This is a genomic window from Janthinobacterium sp. RA13, assembly GCF_000745325.1.
In the GTDB taxonomy this organism is placed as follows: domain Bacteria; phylum Pseudomonadota; class Gammaproteobacteria; order Burkholderiales; family Burkholderiaceae_D; genus Janthinobacterium; species Janthinobacterium rivuli.
The window spans coordinates 33,801-50,616 of the sequence record NZ_JQNP01000001.1 but is presented as its reverse complement, the minus strand read 5'-3'; the positions used below and the strand labels follow the sequence as shown (position 1 = coordinate 50,616).

Genomic DNA, 16,816 nt, shown 5'->3' with positions numbered 1-16,816 from the left:
TGACGGGGGTCTGACCCCGGCCTTTGCGACATTACACCTTATCCAGCCCCACCTGCGCGCCCGTAAACACCAGGTTGCCGTTCTGGGCGTCGATGCGGATCTCGTCTTTCGGGCCAAACTTGCCTTCCAGGATCAGCTTCGACAGCGGATTTTCGATCTGCTGCTGGATCGCCCGTTTCAGCGGACGGGCGCCATACACCGGGTCGTAGCCCGCTTCGGCGATTTGCTGCAATGCCGCGTCCGTCAAGCTCAGCTGCATATCCATGCGCGCCAGGCGTTCTTCGAGGATTTTCAGCTGGATCTTCGCGATCGCGCCGATGTTTTTCTCGTCGAGGCCGTGGAACACGACGATTTCGTCGATGCGGTTGACGAACTCGGGACGGAAGTGCGAGCGTACCTCGGCCATCACGGCCAGCTTCACGACACCGGGATCATCGCTATCCATGGCCTGGATTTTATGCGAACCCAGGTTCGAGGTCATGATGATGACGGTATTCTTGAAGTCCACCGTGCGGCCCTGGCCGTCCGTCATGCGTCCATCGTCGAGCACTTGCAGCAGCACGTTGAAGACGTCGGCATGCGCCTTTTCCACTTCGTCGAGCAGGATCACGCTGTACGGCTTGCGGCGCACGGCTTCCGTCAGGTAGCCGCCCTCGTCGTAGCCCACGTAGCCCGGTGGCGCACCGATCAATCGGGCCACGGAATGCTTCTCCATGAACTCGCTCATGTCGATGCGTATCATCGATTCTTCCGTATCGAACAGGAAGGTCGCCAGCGCCTTGCTCAGCTCCGTCTTGCCGACGCCCGTCGGTCCCAGGAACATGAAGGAACCATATGGACGGTTCGGATCGCTCAAGCCGGCGCGCGAGCGGCGGATGGCGTCTGCCACGGCCGTGATCGCTTCATCCTGGCCCACGACGCGCTCATGCAGCTTCTCTTCGATGTGCAGCAGCTTGTCGCGCTCGCCCTGCATCATGCGCGACACGGGAATACCCGTCGCGCGCGACACCACTTCGGCGATTTCCTCGGCGCCCACTTCCGTGCGCAGCAGTTTCGGCTGGTCGGGATCGAGTTTCGGGATGCCGCTGTCTGCCTGCTTGAGCTGGGCTTCCAGCTGCGGCAGCTTGCCGTACTGCAGCTCCGACACTTTCTGCCAGTTGCTCTCGCGCGTGGCCTGCTCCATCTGCAGCTTGACTTGTTCGATCTCTTCCTTGATGTGCGTACTGCCCTGCACCACGGCTTTTTCCGCCTTCAGGATTTCCTCGAAGTCATTGTATTCGCGCTGCAGCTTGACGATCTCTTCCTCGATCAGGCCCAGGCGGCGCAACGATGCCTCGTCTTTTTCCTTCTTGACGGCTTCGCGCTCGATTTTCAGCTGGATCAGACGGCGTTCCAGCTTGTCCATCACCTCCGGCTTCGAGTCGATCTCGATCTTGATCTTCGCCGCCGCTTCATCGATCAGGTCGATCGCCTTGTCCGGCAAAAAACGGTCCGTGATGTAGCGGTGCGACAGCTCGGCAGCGGCGATGATGGCAGCATCCGTAATTTCCACCTTGTGGTGCAACGCATATTTATCCTGCAAGCCGCGCAGGATGGCGATCGTCGCCTCCACGGTCGGCTCGTCGACGAGCACTTTCTGGAAGCGGCGCTCCAGCGCGGCATCCTTCTCGATGTACTTGCGGTACTCGTCAAGCGTGGTGGCGCCCACGCAGTGCAGCTCGCCGCGCGCCAGCGCCGGTTTGAGCATATTGCCGGCATCCATCGCGCCGTCGGCCTTGCCCGCGCCCACCATGGTGTGCATCTCGTCGATGAAGACGATGGTTTGCCCTTCATCCATGGCCAGTTCCTTGAGCACGGACTTCAGGCGCTCTTCGAACTCGCCGCGGAACTTGGCACCGGCAACCAGGGCGGCCATGTCCAGCGCCAGCACGCGCTTGCCTTTCAGGGACTCGGGCACTTCGCCATTGACGATGCGCTGCGCCAGGCCTTCGACGATGGCCGTCTTGCCCACGCCCGGTTCGCCGATCAGCACGGGATTGTTCTTGCTGCGGCGCTGCAGGATCTGGATGGTGCGGCGGATTTCATCGTCGCGGCCGATGACGGGGTCGAGCTTGCCCTTGCGCGCCCGCTCCGTCAGGTCCAGGGTGTATTTTTTCAGGGCTTCGCGCTGGCCTTCGGCTTCTTGCGAGTCGACCTTGTTGCCGCCGCGCACAGCCTCGATGGCCGCTTCCAGGGCCTTGCGGGTCAGGCCGTTTTCGCGCGCCAGCTTGCCGCAGTCGGACTTGTCCTCCGTCATGGCCAGCAAGACCATTTCGCTGGACACGAACTGGTCGCCCGCCTTTTGCGCTTCCTTGTCGGCCAGGTTCAGCAAGGCCACGAATTCGCGGCTGACCTGCACGTCGCCGCCCGTGCCCGACACTTTCGGCAAGCGTTCGAGGGACGCGCCCAGGGCCTTGGACAGGCCGCCCACGTTGACGCCGGCCCGCTGCAACAGCGAGCGGGCGCCGCCGTCGTCCTGGTTCAACAGGGCCGTCAGCAAATGGACTGGTTCGATATAGGGGTTGTCGTTACCCACGGCCAAGCTTTGCGCATCGGCCAGGGCTTCCTGTAATTTGGTAGTGAGTTTGTCTTGTCGCATGAAAAGCGCTCCCGGTTAATTAGTTGTTAACCAAATTGGGGTGAGGCAGTACTTTTCAAGCATACACAAAGCAGAAAACCGATGCTTTTGGACAAAAGCTAGGGTGCGGGGCGCGTACGATTCAGATGGCGCTTGCTTTTACGGCCCACTTGTCCAGCGCCGTCTCATCGCTGTCGCGCGCATCAACCCAGCGCGCCCCTTCCGGCGTGTCTTCCTTCTTCCAGAATGGCGCTTCCGTCTTCAGGTAGTCGATGATGAACTCGCAGGCGGCAAACGCCTCGCCCCGGTGTGCGGACGAGACCGCCACCAGCACGATCTGCTCCTGTGGCAGCAGCGGCCCCACGCGGTGAATCACCAGCGCGCCAGACAAGGGCCAGCGTTCCCGCGCCTGCTCGACGATGGCGACGATGGACTTTTCCGTCATGCCCGGATAGTGTTCGAGCTCCATGGCGGCCACGTCCAGCCCTTCGTTCATGTCGCGCACCGTGCCGACGAAGCCGACGACGGCGCCCACCTTGGGGTTGCCTGCACGCAATTGTGCGATTTCTTGACTCAAGTCAAAATCAGCTTGCTGGATGCGGACGCTGGTACTCATTTGGCATGGCCTCCAATGCGACGCAGCAAGGTTTCGATGCGGCTGGCCGTGCGCGCATCGGTGGCGGCGGCAATCGCGCACAACTGCATCAGCTGCGACGCTTGCGTGAGCGGCTTCTGGCCTGATTTGAGCGACGATTGCAGCACTTCCACCTGCATTTTCAGGCGGTCACGGGCAAATTCGGCGCCGCTGTCGACGCCGGCGACGATTTCCAGGCGCAAGACTTCCTCGAGCAAGCGCTCCTGGTTCGATTGCAATTGCTGCACGTAAGCGGCGCTGCCTTCGCCCAGCGCGGCCTGGGCCGCGGCAAAGCGCTGCTGCAGGCCGCGTTCGTACTGGGCGTCGAGCGGCGGCAAGGCGCTCCAGCGCTCGCTCCACGCTTGCGCGTCGGTGGCGGCACCGGCGTCAAGCAGCGCCGCTTCCAGCGATTGCACCAGGCGCAGCTTGTCGCGCAGGGCATTGGCTTGCGCCGCACCGGCCCGTTCGGCGATGGCGTCCGCCTGCGCTTGCACGCCGGCCACGGCCGCCTGGTAGCGCTGCTCGATCTTCGCTTCGCTGGCGCGCGGCACGGGGCCCGTGGCGTTCCAGGCGGCGCGCGTGTCGCGCAGCAAGTGGTTGATGAAGGCGGAGCGGCTCTTGTCGTCACCCTCGGGCACGACGGCCGTTTCCAGCGCGGCGCACAGCGCTTCGCGCGCATGCAGGTGTTCGCGGCGTTCGTGGTCGGCCGCGTGGGCCGTTTCCTTGCGTCGGGCGAAGATGTCGTCGCAGGCGGCGCGGAAACGCTGCCACAGCGCCTGCTCCGCGCGGCGCTCCAGCGGCAGGGCTTTCGCCAGTTCCTGCCATTTATCCTGCAAGGCTTTCAGCATGTCGACCGTGTTGCGCTCGGATGGCTTGAGCAAGCCCACTTCGACGATCAATTGTTCGCGACGCGCCGTCTCGATCTGGCGCTGGGTATCGAGCGGCTTCGACAGGGCGTCCAGCGCGGCGCCGAACTCCGTATCCAGGCGTTTCTTTTCCTTGCGGTCGATGGTGCCCAGGCGCGTCCACGCCTGGCGCAAGCGCTGCGAGGCGGAAGCAACGTGTTTCCAGTCGGTGCTTTCCTCGGCCGCCAGGGCCGCCGTTTCCGCGATCAGTTCCTGCGCCTTGGCCGCATTGCCGTGGCGCTCTTCGGCCAATTGCTTGAAATGCTGGGCCGCCGGCGCATACGCCACGCTGCAGGCCGCGTCGAAACGCTCCCACAGGGACTTCGGCGCCGGGCCGGACAGGGTGTCGAGCGACTTCCAGCGCTCGCGCAGGCTGCCCACTTTCTTGGCCAGCTCGGCCATTGGGAGTTGCTGCGCCGGCAATTCCTCGCCCGCCTTGACCAGTTCCTCGCGCGAGACGTTGCCGCCCCAGCGCGCCCAGTCGGCCAGGCGCTTGAACTCTCCGCGCACATGGGCCAGGCGATCCGCTTGCGCCGGCGTCAATCGGCCGTGCTTGGTGTCGCGCAAGGTCTTGTCATGCTCGGAAGCCACGTGCAACAAGCCATCCTGCAGGGCCGCTTCCATGGCGTCAAGCACTTTGAAGAATTGCTCCGTCGCTTCTTTCGACACGGGCGCGTGCTCCTGGCGCGGCTTGCGCAGCACAGGTACAGGCTCGGCATGGGCCGCTGCGGCCTCTGGCGCCGCCGACTGCACGGGCGCCGGCGCGCTGGCCAGCAGGGCCGCAAATTGCTGCTGCAGGCTGTCGGACAGACTGGATTCGGGCAGGCGCGGCAGGGCTTGCCACGCGCGTTTCAAGACATCGACGTCGAGGCTGGCGGCGTCTTGCGCCTGCCATTCGGCCAGCGCGGCCTGGCGCGCGTCGAACACGGCCTGGTGTTGCTGCAGCGCCTGCAGGGCGGACTGCGCCTGCTCGCGCGCCTGGCTGAAATCGCTTTCCAGGTGTTTCGGCAAGGAAGCGCGCTCAGGCGATTGCGCATGCCGCGCATGGTCCGCATCGAGACGGGCCAGCGCCTGCGCCAGCTCGCCGGCGGACTGGCCATTGCTGGCCAGCGCGCGCATGGCACCCACGGCGTCGATCACGGCGCGCTGCAGCAGCACTTGCGCTTCCAGGCGGGCGGCCAGCGCGGCGCGCGCGGCGGCAAACGCCATCGCCAGCTCGGGCGTAGCCTTGATGACTTGCCATTGGCGGTCCAGCTCGGCTACCTGGTTCGGGCTCAGTTTTTCATCGTTCAACAGGCGCTGGGCCGTGTCGATGCTGGCCTGGGCGCGCTGCGTCTCGGCCGCCTGGTGGCGGATCAGGTCGATGCGGCCCTGCATCAGCTTGGCCACGCGGCGGTCCGTGTTGCGCATGGCGTGGTGGACTTTTTCCAGCAAAGGCAAGGCATGAACGTGTTCGGCCGCGATCAGACGGGCATCGGCAAATTCGCTGGACAGGATGAAATCGGCAGCTGCGGCTTCGTCGCCGGCCACGGCATGGGCACGCGCAACCTGTTCAGCGCGGCGCGATGCGCTCTGCGCCGAGGCGGCGGCCTGTTCTGCCACGACAGGATCGGGTGCGGCAGTCTTGCTGGCAGAACGCTTGAAGAGAAATTCGAACATGACGGGTTTCGCGTGGATCAAAACCACCATCATAACAAAGCCCCGGGTATTGCATCGGACAGGACTGAACAAGTTATCAAATGAATAAAGCGAATCTTTCCCTATATCTTTTCCCTATGACGGCGCGCCAGTGATCATCATAAAAAAGCCCCCGGCAGATAGCGCCTGGCGGGGTGTGCGCTTGCTACCCACTCAAGCCTGCGCGCGCAGCGGCTGTGGCGGCACGGGGAGCGTGAAAGCGGCGCCATCCGCTGCCGTTTCAGCGCTGCCGCCGGCTGCCTGCAAGGGCGCTGGCAAAACAAAGGGCAGCACTTGCGCCTTGCCACGGCGCGCTTCCTGCGCGCGCGCATCGTGGGCGAGGAACTGGTAGGCGATGGCAAACCACGCTTCGCCGACGATGACCTTGCGCGCCAGCGCGAACAGCTCGCGCTCTTCCTTTTCCAGGCGCTGCAGCAAGGCCGCGCAAAAGGCGTCGATGGCGGCGCACAGCTGCCCGGCCTGCAATTCGGAATGGTCGATGGCGGCGCCCGCGCGCTGCTGCACCACATTGATGCTTTCCAGCGCCGCATGGTTCAAGCCATTGAGCTCATTGAGCAAGCCGTCGGCATGCGGTGCGGCCTGGCGGATGGCGGGGATCAGATACATCTCCACCTTGCGCCAGTAGCCCCCCTGGTACAGCCGGTTCAGCCAGTCGCCCGCATATTGCAGTTGCGCCAGGCTGAGCTGGCTCTGATGGCGCAGCTGCACATGCATGTACTTCTGAAAAGCCAGCAAGCTCAAGCGGATGCTGGCCTGTTCCACCGACAGAGAAACCAATATATATGTTGCCGTAAGCATGCACTCACTCCCGAAAACGCGCTGGATGTCTCATCCTGGAAGTGAAAGTGTAAAGACTACCGACAGGGGTGGGCTTGATCCTGCACAAACCCGCGGCGGGCCAGCCGCGCTTTCTTTTACGGCGTGCGCAAGCCGATATGCAGGTTCACGACGCCAGGCTCTTCCGACGGCGTGACTTCGCCGCCAAAGCTTTTCACCAGCCGCTGCATGCCCTTGTTGCGCGCCATGGCCTCGCCCACCAGCGCCTCCGTGCCGCGGCTGCGGAAATAATCGACGAGCTTTTCAAACAGGATATGCCCCAGCCCCTTGCCCTTCAGGGCCGAGCGCACGGCGATGGCGAAATCGGCGTGGATATTGTCCGGGTCGGCCACGGCGCGCACCACGCCCAGGGTTTCCGGCTTGCCGTCCGGCCCCGTGTGCGTGGCGATGAAGGCCATGGCGCGGTCGTAATCGATCTGCGTCAGGCGCGCCAGTTGCGACACGGGCAGCTCGCGCATGGACGTGAAGAAGCGCAGGCGCACGTCGTCCGGGTCCAGCGCATGGAACAGCTCCATGTGCTGCGGCGCGTCCTCGGGACGGATGGGGCGCAGCAGAATCGACTGGTCCATCCACGTCACCTGCTCTTCCAGTTCCTGCGGATACGGGCGGATGGCCAGGCGGTCGCGCTGCTGGCCCGGCTGCAAACGGATGCGCGCGTCGAGGGCGATCACGCCGTCCGCGTCGGCCACCAGCGGGTTGATGTCCAGTTCGGCCAGCTCGCCGATGTCGGCCACCAGTTCGGCCACCTGGATCAGGGTGTAGCAGATGGCGTCGATGTCGGCCGGCGGCTGGTTGCGGTAGCCGGCCAGCAGTTTCGACACGCGCGTGCGCGCCAGCATGTCGCGCGCCAGCACCATGTTCAGCGGCGGCAGGCCGATGGCGTGATCGGCCGTCACTTCCACGGCGATGCCGCCCTGCCCCACCAGTATCACGGGGCCAAAAGCGGCGTCGGTGGTGACGCCGACAATCAGTTCATGCGATTGCGGCCGGCGCGCCATCTGCTGCACGGTAAAACCGTCGATCAGCGCGTCGGGACGCATGCGCCGCACGCGCTTGAGCATGGCGGCGGCGGCCGTGCGCAGGATGTCGGGCGTGTCGAGGTCGAGCGCCACGCCGCCCACGTCGGATTTGTGGGCGATGTCGGGCGAATGGATTTTCAGCGCGACGGGATAGCCGATGTCCGCCGCCACGGCCAGCGCTTCTTCCACGTCGGCCGCCATGCGCGTGGTGGCGACGGGAATGCCGTAGGCGGCCAAAATCTCTTTCGAGCGGCATTCACCGAGCACCGTCTGGCCGGCCGCCAGCGCGGCGGCGACGATTTCGCGCACCCTGGCGCGGCGCGGCGTGGCCGACATGGGCAGCTGCGCCGGCACCTGCATCAGGGTTTCCTGGTTGCGCCGGTACTGCACGATCTGCATGAAGCCATGCACGGCCTTTTCCGGCGTGTCGTAGGTGGGAATGCCGGCCCGGTTGAAGACCTGGCGCGCGGGCGCCACGGTGGTGCCGCCCAAGAGGCAAGACAGCACCGTGCGCGAGGTCGCCTTGATCAGCGGCGTGACGGCTTCGGCGATGTCGATCGACGACACCATGGCCGTGGGCGCATGCAGCAGCAGCAAGGCGTCCGCCTGCGGCTCGTCGAGCAAGGGCTTGATGGCGTCGGCATAGCGCTGCACTGCCGCGTCGCCGGGCAAGCCGACGGGGTTGTCGTGCGACCAGCCCCGTGGCAGCGCCTTTTCCAGCGCGATGACGGTATCGGGCGACAGTTCGGCCAGCTTGCCGCCGCTGCTCACCAGCGCATCGGTGGCCATCACGCCCAGGCCGCCGCCGTTGCACAAAATAGCCAGGCGCTCGCCGCGTTGCGAGCGGATGTGCGTGAGGGTTTCCACGGCGTCGAACAGTTCTTCGGCCGAATACACGCGCAGCATGCCGGCGCGGCGGATGGCCGCGTCGTACACGGCGTCGGAACCGGCCAGCGCGCCCGTATGCCAGGCCGCCATGGCCGCGCCTTCCGCCTCGCGCCCCGCTTTCAGGACGATGACGGGTTTGCTGCGCGCGGCGGCCCGCGCCGCCGACATGAATTTGCGCGCCGCCTGGATGTCTTCCATGTACAGCAGGATGGCGGCCGTGTCGATGTCGCCGGCCAGGTAATCGAGCAGGTCGCCGAAATCGATGTCGTAGCTGGCGCCCAGCGAAATGAACTTGGAAAAGCCCACGCCGTGCGCATTGGCCCAGTCGAGCACGCCCGACACCAGCGCCCCCGATTGCGAGACGAAGGCGATCTTGCCGCTGGTCGCGCCGACATGGGCGAAGCTGGCGTTCAAGCCCAGTTTCGGCACCAGCAGCCCCATGCTGTTGGGGCCGAGGATGCGCAGCAGGTGCGGCTTGGCCGCCTTCAGCATGGCCAGGCGCAGCGACTGCTCGCGCACGGGATCGAGGCCCGACGTCATGACGATGGCCGCGCGCGTGCCCAGCGCGCCCAGTTCGCGGATCAGCGCCGTGATGGTGGCAGGCGGCGTACAGATGATGGCCAGGTCCGGCGCCTTGGGCAAGTGCGCCAGCTTGCGGTAGCATTTCAGGCCCATCAGCTCGTCATACTTGGGATTCACGGGCCAGATTTCCCCTTGGTAGCCGCCGCCCAGCAGGTTGTACAGGGCGATGGCGCCCAGCTTGCGCTCGCGCGCCGTGGCGCCGATCAGGGCCACCGAGGCCGGCTTGAACAGCTTGTCGAGATTACGGATGCTCATGTTCTGGCCTCATGGATTGCCGGAGTGGCTTGCTTGGTAACGCCCCAGTGTAAAGGATGCGTTGCCAAAAAAATTTGACCTTGCGATGCGTTTCACAAAAAACCATGCGCCTACCAGCGCGAGCGGTGGCTTTCCGTCACCCCGGCCAATTGCGCCACGATGCGCTTGGGCGACTCCGCGCTGGCGCGCACCCAGCCGCTGAACGTGCCGATCGGCTGGATGTAGCGGCTGGCGGCGATCCACAGGTTTTTATCCTCGCGCCGCGCGCCTTCCGGCTTGAAGTGCAGGTCCAGCAGATCGTCGTCCGTCCACACATGCCACGGCGCCAGCGGATTGTCGGGATTGAAATCGAAATGCGCGCGGCCCAGCGGATACAGCTGGCCATCGAGCCACAGCGCGTTTTCATGCGCGCCGAAATAGCCGGCCTGCAGATTGAAACCCAGGTCCAGGCTGTGCGCCGAGGCCCAGCGCCATTCCGTCTCGCGCGCCAGCAAGCCGTTCGAATAATCGAAGCTGGCCACGCCGTCATCGAGGCTGTAGCCCATGGCGCCGCAGCGCACGGTGCCCCACAAGGGCAGGCCGCCCGACTTTTGCGTCGCATGCACGCTGCCGCCCTCGCCCACGGGGCCCACGGCCAGCAAGGTGGGCGCCACGGGCGGGCCGCATTCCGCATCGATGCCGAAATGGCCGCAATCGAGCCGCAAACGGTAGCGCTGCTGCGGCAGGGCCTCGATGGAGATCACTTGCGAAAGGAAGCGAAAACGGCTGCTGGCGCCCGCGTGCGGCGCGACAGTAGCGGACAGGCCCGGCACGCCATCCTGCGAAAAAGCCGCCACGATCTTGCCCTTGTGGCGGTCGAAGGCATACGCGAAGGCCGTGCTGGTCCAGCCCAGGTCGACGATGGCCACGCCGCAAAACAGAGTGGGCGTGGACAGGGCCACGTAATGCCAGCGCTTGTGGTGGAACAGCCGCCAGAGGGCGCCGCGTGCATGCGGCGGCGCCAGCGCGGCATAGTCGAAGGCGTCCAGTTGGCCCGTGTAGCGGCCGAAGCGGGGCTGGCCGTCGGCGTTGAGCAGGTGGGAAGGAGCAGCTGGCAGCGTCATGCGGCCTGCCTTGCGGCAGCGCCGCCGTCGTGCAGCGCCTCGGCCAGCTGCTGGCCAAATAGCGCCGGCTGCGCCTGCGCAATATCAATATCGGGACAGGCATGCCAGAGCGCCAGGCGCCGCACGGCGCCTGCCACGTCCTGCACCAGGCGGGCACTGAGGCGCACGCCCACTTCCAGCGCCAGCGACTTGATCTCGAAGCGCCCCTGCGCGCGGTGCGCCTTGGCGTCCAGCCGTCCCACCAGCGCGCCACGCCGCAAGATCGGCAAGGTGAAGTAGCCATAGCGGCGTTTTTCAGCGGGCGTGTAGCATTCGAGCCGGTAGTCAAAGCCGAACAGTTCCAGCGCGCGGCGCCGGTCCCACACGACGGGATCAAACGGCGACAAGATCGTCGTCAGGGTGGGCGCCAGCTTGCCGGCCGCCGCGTCGCGCAGCAACTCCCCATGTTCCGCATGCACGTAGACGGCGTCAACCCAGCCATCGACCGTGCAGCGCAGCAGCGCGCCCTCGTCCACCAGCGCCTGCAAATCGTGCACCAGGCTGGCACGCGACTGCTTGGTGCGGAAGTAGTCGCTGATCCAGCTGGCGCGCGCCAGTCCCAGCGCCTTCACGCTGGCCAGCAGCAGGCGGCGGCGCACCTGTTCTTCCGGCGGCAGCAAGCCGTCGTGCCAACCCCGCAAGACGCGTTCGGCCAGGTCGTAATAGCGCTGGAAATTATGGCGCTTGGCGATCATCAGCACGCCCGAGGTAAACAAGACTTCCAGCGAGCGCTTTTCCGGTTTCCAGCTCCACCAGCCGCCCGCCTGGCCATCCGTGCGCTCGAAGTCCGCCGAGCGCGCGGCGCCGTTCACGCGGATATGTTCGAGCACGGAGGCCACGGCATCGCCCTGTTCGGCCATCCATTTGACGGAGTATTTCCAGCCCATGGCGGCCGGGTCCAGCATGCGGTGGCGGTACAAGCCATAGTCTTCGATGGGCACGAAGCACGCTTCATGCGCCCAGTATTCGAACAGCGCGCCCTCGGCCAGCAATTGCTCCAGCCACGGCTGCGGATAGTCGCCCAGCCGGCTCCACAGCACCAGGTAAGGGCTGCGCGCGACCACGTGGATGGTGTCGATCTGCAGCACGCCCATCTGGCGGATGGCGGCCAGCACGTCGGCCTTGACGGCCTTCTTGCGGCGCGCCTGCAGCAAGCCCTGCGCGGCCAGGTGCAAGGCGCGCGCGGCGGGCAGCGAGAGCGGCGCGAGTATCGGTGTGGCGGGCGGAATCGGCAAGGTCAGTTCTTCCTCAAAAAAGGGACGCGCAGTCGGCAGGCATTTCAGGAAGATACCGCATTCCCGTCGCGCGCCACGCATTTCTTCCTGAATTTTATTCATGCCATCGCCCATTCTTATTCATCTTGCGCACCAGCATAGTGCAAAAAACCCGGACGACATGAACAGTTGACGACAAGTCCACGAGACTTCTTGACATGCCTCATGCGCTTCTATAACTTAAGAAAATTATTGCCATACGGCAATTAAAACTGCTCCCCCATCTTTGCCCGCCATGCCCCTCCTTGCCGCCCCTGGCCGCAAGGCGCTGCCGTGACGCTGCAGCATGCGCAACACCATTGACGGGGATGCGGAGACGGCCAGTCTGACCAATCTTGCATAATCAATAAAAACAAGGAAGATAGCATGCACACATCCCTGCTTCGGCCCCTGCAGCACCAAACCGGCTTTATCCACTTTTCCATGCGGCGCTTGCCGCTGGCCCTGGCCCTGCTGCTGGCCGCGTGCGGCGGTGGTGGCGGTGGCGGCGACAACCCGGCCACGCCCGCCATGGCGCAGCGCCTGCTGGCGCAAACATCGGCGGAAACGGCGCTGACGCCCGTCGTCGCCACGGCCAGTTCGGCGGAACGGGGCGATCTGTCAGCCAGCGCCGCGATCGACCGCAACGACAGCACGCGCTGGGGCAGCGGCTTTAGCGACAACGAATATCTGACCCTCGATTTCGGCACTTCGCAGCGCATCACCCGCGTGCATATCGCCTGGGAAAACGCGCACGCCAGCGCCTACCTGCTGCAGGTATCGGACGACAATACGCACTGGACCACCATCCAGAACGTCAGCGACAGCAAGGGCGGCATCGAGGACCTCACGGGATTCGACGCGCAAGGACGCTATCTGCGCATGCAGGGCGTGAAACGCGCGGGCCAGTACGGTTACTCCATCTTTGAAATCCAGGCATTTTCGGGTACGCCCGTCCTGCCGCCCGTGACGCCGCCCGTCACCGAACCGCCCCCGGTCACCATCGATCCGGGCCAGCCCGGCGTGGAGATCCGCCCCGTGGCCGCCACTTCCTCACCCGTGGAAAACAACGGCATGTCGGCCGCCATGGCGATCGACGGCAAGACGGGCACGCGCTGGGCCAGCAAGTTCGAGGACGGCGCCTGGATACAGTTCGACTTCGGCGCGAAGACGCCCGTCGGCTACATGAAACTGCTGTGGGAAAACGCGTACGGCAAGCAGTACGCGCTGCAGGTATCCGACGACGGGCAACACTGGTCGCAAGTGCGCTATGTCAGCAATGGCCGCGGCGGCATGGAGGAATTCTTCAACCTGGGCATCCATGCCCGCTACATCCGCCTGCAGGGCGTGGCGCGCGCCACGCAGTATGGCTACTCGCTGCTGGAAGTGAGCTTCAAGACGCCGGGCAGCGACAACAGCCTGCCGTCCACCACCACCTCGGCGCTGAAATTCCCCGCCAACGGCACCGGCTGGACACCGCTGCCGGCGGCCGCCCAGCCACTGGAAAGCCTGCAATTCACCCTGGCCGACGGCACCCTGGTGACGCGCTTCGGCGCGCGCGGCCTGGCGCGCCATGGCCGCGAGCGGGGCGAGGAATGGAATGAGATCGGCTACGGCCCGAATGAAACGGTCGATCCCGCCACGGGCCTGCCGCAAGACAAGGGACCGGGCAATTACCTCACCTTCGTGCCGCAGTACTTCAAGAACCGCACCTGGGGCGTGGAAATCATCGACAACAGCAAGGTACGCGGCGTTACCAAGCCCACCTTGATCGTCAACCAGTACACCACCGTCGATTTCCTGTCCGGCGGCGTGGCCTTCTTCCGCGGCTTCGACCGCCCTGGCGTAACGGGCTACGGCTGGATGTCGCCTGGCGAACTGGTGGACCGCAACGTCCCCGTCTGCAAGCCGACGGCCTACCCGGCCAACGACAGACTGACGAACGCCAACGGCATCAATGGCGCCTGTACCCTCTTGATCAAGGAATACCCGGGCCATGGCGGCCTCGATGCCGCCGGCATGCCGAACGGCGCGGACGTCAAGGCGCGCGCGCTGACGGCGGGCGACATCATCGAAGTCTCGCCATCGATGTTTTCCACCACCGCCTCGATGGCATCGAAAGGCGATGATGGCGGCATCCGCTACTACTCGTACGAATGGACCTATGTGGTGGGCGCGGGCCTGCGGCCGTGGTACGGCGTGCAGCCGCGCCTCAATGGCGTGCCGCTGCCGGAAGAAACGCTGTCCGGCGGCCTCGGTTCCGTGTCATATAACTACTCGGACAACGCCCTGTTCATGTTCCAGCAGCCGCACAACAATATCGGCATGCAGAACATGCAGCGCTTCGTCGAAGGCCGCCGCCTGGTGCACACGAACTTCACCACCGGCGAGCATAACGAAGGCGGCAACGACCGCTACGCGCCCGCCGTCGGCCTGCAGGGACAGCGCTACGGGCAGTCGGCCTGCATCGCCTGCCACGTCAACAATGGCCGCAGCCCCGCGCCGATGGCCGTGAATCAGCGCCTCGACACGATGGCCGTGCGCGTCGCCAGCCTGAATGCGGCGGGACAGCAGGTGCCGCACCCGCAATACGGCACGGCGATCCAGATGAATGCAGTCTCGCCGTCCGGCGTGCCGCAAAACTGGGGCAACAGCGTCAGCGTGGGCGGTTTTACGGCACGCAAGACCACCCTGGCCGATGGCACGCAGGTCGAACTGCGCAAACCAACGCTGGCCTTCGAAGGCCCCGTGCCGCAAGTCGTCTCGCTGCGCGCGGCGCCGCCGATGATAGGCACGGGCTTGCTGGAAGCCGTGCCGGAAGCCGACATCCTGGCGCGCGCCCGCAGCACGCCGGATGCCGACGGCGTCAAGGGCCTGCCCAACTATGTGTATGAACCAGAGACGGGCGCCGTGCGCCTGGGACGCTTCGGCTGGAAGGCATCGAAAGCCACCTTGCGCCACCAGGCCGCCGACGCGCTGCTGCTGGACATGGCCGTCACTTCTCCCGTGTACCGCAACCGCGCCTGCATGGCCGGACCGGTGGCTTGTGCGGCGGGCGGCGCCCAGCCCGGCATCTCGGAAGCGGACCTGCAGTCGATCACGCAATACCTGGCACTGGTGGCCATACCGGCCCAGCGCAGCATCGCCAGCGGTTTCCCGAAAGGCGTGGCACCGATCGAGGAACTCAAGGTCGACCCGCAGCAGGTTGCCGCCGGTTCGAAGCTGTTCCAGGGCATGCGCTGCGCCGCCTGCCACACGGTGGAAATGAAGACGGGCGCGGGCCACCTGTTTGCAGAGTTACGCAACCAGACCATCCGTCCCTACACCGACCTGCTGCTGCACGACATGGGCCCCGAACTGGCCGACACCTTCACGGAAGGTCTGGCGCAAGGCAGCATGTGGCGCACGGCGCCCTTGTGGGGTATCGGCTACACGGAAAAAGTCATGGGCAATGGCGGCAAGGCTGGTTACCTGCACGACGGCCGCGCGCGCAACCTGACGGAAGCGATCCTGTGGCATGGCGGCGAAGGGACTAAAGCGCGCCAGCGTTTCGAGAACCTGTCGAAGACGGACCGCGATGCGCTGCTGGCTTTCCTGAAGTCGCTGTAAGCGTTTGAAGAGCGGCTGGTGCTGCTGTCATGGAAACATGACCGTCACCGCCAGCCCCCGCCCCTGCAAGCCGGCGCCAAGAACAATCTGCGCGCCATGCCGTTCGGCGATGCGGCGCACGATGGACAATCCCAGGCCGCTGCCGGGCAGCTGTCCGCCGCCCAGGCGCACGAAGCGTTCGAACACGCGCTCATGCAATTCCTCGGCGACGCCCGGCCCCGTATCGGCCACGCGCAGGTAGCTGCGCCCCGCTTCCACGCCGCAGCTGACGGCCACAAAGCCCGGCGCCGGCGTATAGCGCAGCGCATTCTCGACCAGGTTGCGCAGCAATATCTGCAGGCTGCCCGCATGCAGCGCGCACGGCGCCGGCGCAAGGTTCACGGCCAGCGACAGCCCGTATGGCGCGGCCAGCGCCTGCCACTGCGCGGCCTGCCGAGACAGAAGCTCGGCCAGGTCGCCCGGCGCCAGCGCTGTCTCCGCCTGCGACTGCGGATCGAGCTGCGCCAGCGCCAGCAACTGGTTGACGAGGCGCGTGGCGCGCTCCACGCTGGCGCCCAGGGCGGCGATGAATTCCTCGCGCTCGTCCGCGCTGCGGGCCCGCTGCAGCACTTGCAGATTGGTCTTGATGGCGGCCAGCGGCGTGCGCAGCTCGTGCGCCGCATCGGCCGTGAAGCGCTGCTCGTTGTCGCGGCTTTGCCGCACCCTGCCGAACAGGCGGTTTATTTCCAGCAGCAGCGGATGCAGCTCGGCGGGCGCGCCAGCGAGCCTGACGTCGGCCAGTTCATCAGGCGTGCGCGCCGACACTTCATCGGCGGATGCCTGCAGCACGCGAAACACGCGGTGGATGCTCCACCAGATGGCAATCGTGGCCAGCGCCACCAGCAGCAGGCCGAACACGGCGATGCGGTAAAAGAAGCCGCGGCTGATGTCGTCGCGGTGGCTGGTCGGCTCGGCCACCAGCAGTTGCAGGCTGCGCTGCGGGTCCCACAGCGAAAACAATCGCCAGCGCTGGCCGGCTATGCTGGTCCACGACAGACCGTCCGGCGCGCTGCGCGACAGGGCGATGTCGGTCGCCGCATCGTTGCGGTACAGCACGCGCTGCTGCGCGTCGCGCACCTTGAACAGCAAATACTGGTGGGGATTCGGCTGGCCGCGCAGCGGCAGGTCGATCGGTCCCGTCAAGCCGTGTTGGCGCGCATCCTTTTCCACCAGCGACAGCAGCAAATGGCCCGTCTCGATCAGCGACTGGTCGAACAACTCCTGGCTTTCGCGGCGCGCTTCCACGTAGACGATGGCGGCGCTGCCCACCCACAGGGCCAGGGTCAGGCCCAGCAGCACGGCCAGCAAGGTACGCCGCAAAGACCAGGTTTTCACCTT

The 16,816-nt window shown here is 65.5% G+C and carries 9 protein-coding genes; 1 reads left to right on the top strand and 8 read right to left on the bottom strand.

From position 1 onward, the window contains the following. Nucleotides 1–31: 31 nt before the first annotated feature. The 7 genes from clpB to FG13_RS00165 form a co-directional block, all read right to left on the bottom strand. Nucleotides 32–2,638, bottom strand: coding sequence for an ATP-dependent chaperone ClpB (clpB, locus tag FG13_RS00195; protein ID WP_035817343.1), 2,607 nt, complete (start codon nt 2,636–2,638; stop codon nt 32–34). 121 nt (nt 2,639–2,759) lie between these two features. Continuing rightward, nucleotides 2,760–3,233, bottom strand: a complete 474-nt coding sequence (gene moaE / locus FG13_RS00190; RefSeq protein WP_035817341.1) for a molybdopterin synthase catalytic subunit MoaE — start codon at nt 3,231–3,233, stop codon at nt 2,760–2,762. Beyond that, nucleotides 3,230–5,848, bottom strand: a complete 2,619-nt coding sequence (locus FG13_RS00185) for a DUF349 domain-containing protein (protein WP_235211636.1) — start codon at nt 5,846–5,848, stop codon at nt 3,230–3,232. The genes moaE and FG13_RS00185 overlap by 4 nt, the downstream gene beginning before the upstream one ends. Before the next feature lie 159 nt (nt 5,849–6,007). Beyond that, nucleotides 6,008–6,652 carry a hypothetical protein gene (locus FG13_RS00180; RefSeq protein WP_152598637.1) on the bottom strand — a complete coding sequence of 215 codons (645 nt, stop codon included), beginning with the start codon at nt 6,650–6,652 and terminating at the stop codon, nt 6,008–6,010. Nucleotides 6,653–6,768: 116 nt separating this feature from the next. Continuing rightward, entirely contained in the window at nt 6,769–9,435 is a 2,667-nt protein-coding gene (locus FG13_RS00175; protein ID WP_035817339.1) for a bifunctional acetate--CoA ligase family protein/GNAT family N-acetyltransferase, read from the bottom strand. Nucleotides 9,436–9,545: 110 nt separating this feature from the next. Continuing rightward, nucleotides 9,546–10,538, bottom strand: coding sequence for a DUF2804 domain-containing protein (locus FG13_RS00170; protein WP_035817338.1), 993 nt, complete (start codon nt 10,536–10,538; stop codon nt 9,546–9,548). Next, nucleotides 10,535–11,914, bottom strand: coding sequence for a winged helix-turn-helix domain-containing protein (locus tag FG13_RS00165; RefSeq protein WP_235211635.1), 1,380 nt, complete (start codon nt 11,912–11,914; stop codon nt 10,535–10,537). Before FG13_RS00165 ends, FG13_RS00170 begins: the two co-directional genes overlap by 4 nt. A 303-nt stretch (nt 11,915–12,217) precedes the next feature. Here FG13_RS00165 and FG13_RS00160 point away from each other — a divergent pair, with 303 nt between their 5' ends. Further along, nucleotides 12,218–15,439 carry a di-heme oxidoredictase family protein gene (locus FG13_RS00160; protein WP_402720818.1) on the top strand — a complete coding sequence of 1,074 codons (3,222 nt, stop codon included), beginning with the start codon at nt 12,218–12,220 and terminating at the stop codon, nt 15,437–15,439. A gap of 27 nt (nt 15,440–15,466) precedes the next feature. Here the strand turns inward: FG13_RS00160 and FG13_RS00155 are convergent, their stop codons facing one another. Further along, the gene (locus FG13_RS00155; protein WP_035817336.1) at nt 15,467–16,813 is read right to left on the bottom strand and encodes a sensor histidine kinase; all 1,347 of its coding nucleotides are present in this window, start codon (nt 16,811–16,813) and stop codon (nt 15,467–15,469) included. Between the last annotated feature and the right edge of the window lie 3 nt (nt 16,814–16,816).

Excerpts from the sequence above, each read along its gene's own strand:
- clpB (WP_035817343.1), bottom strand. The coding sequence starts at position 2,638 with ATGCGACAAGACAAACTCACTACCAAATTACAGGAAGCCCTGGCCGAT.
- moaE (WP_035817341.1), bottom strand. The coding sequence starts at position 3,233 with ATGAGTACCAGCGTCCGCATCCAGCAAGCTGATTTTGACTTGAGTCAA.
- FG13_RS00185 (WP_235211636.1), bottom strand. The coding sequence starts at position 5,848 with ATGATGGTGGTTTTGATCCACGCGAAACCCGTCATGTTCGAATTTCTC.
- FG13_RS00180 (WP_152598637.1), bottom strand. The coding sequence starts at position 6,652 with ATGCTTACGGCAACATATATATTGGTTTCTCTGTCGGTGGAACAGGCC.
- FG13_RS00175 (WP_035817339.1), bottom strand. The coding sequence starts at position 9,435 with ATGAGCATCCGTAATCTCGACAAGCTGTTCAAGCCGGCCTCGGTGGCC.
- FG13_RS00170 (WP_035817338.1), bottom strand. The coding sequence starts at position 10,538 with ATGACGCTGCCAGCTGCTCCTTCCCACCTGCTCAACGCCGACGGCCAG.
- FG13_RS00165 (WP_235211635.1), bottom strand. The coding sequence starts at position 11,914 with ATGAATAAAATTCAGGAAGAAATGCGTGGCGCGCGACGGGAATGCGGT.
- FG13_RS00160 (WP_402720818.1), top strand. The coding sequence starts at position 12,218 with ATGCACACATCCCTGCTTCGGCCCCTGCAGCACCAAACCGGCTTTATC.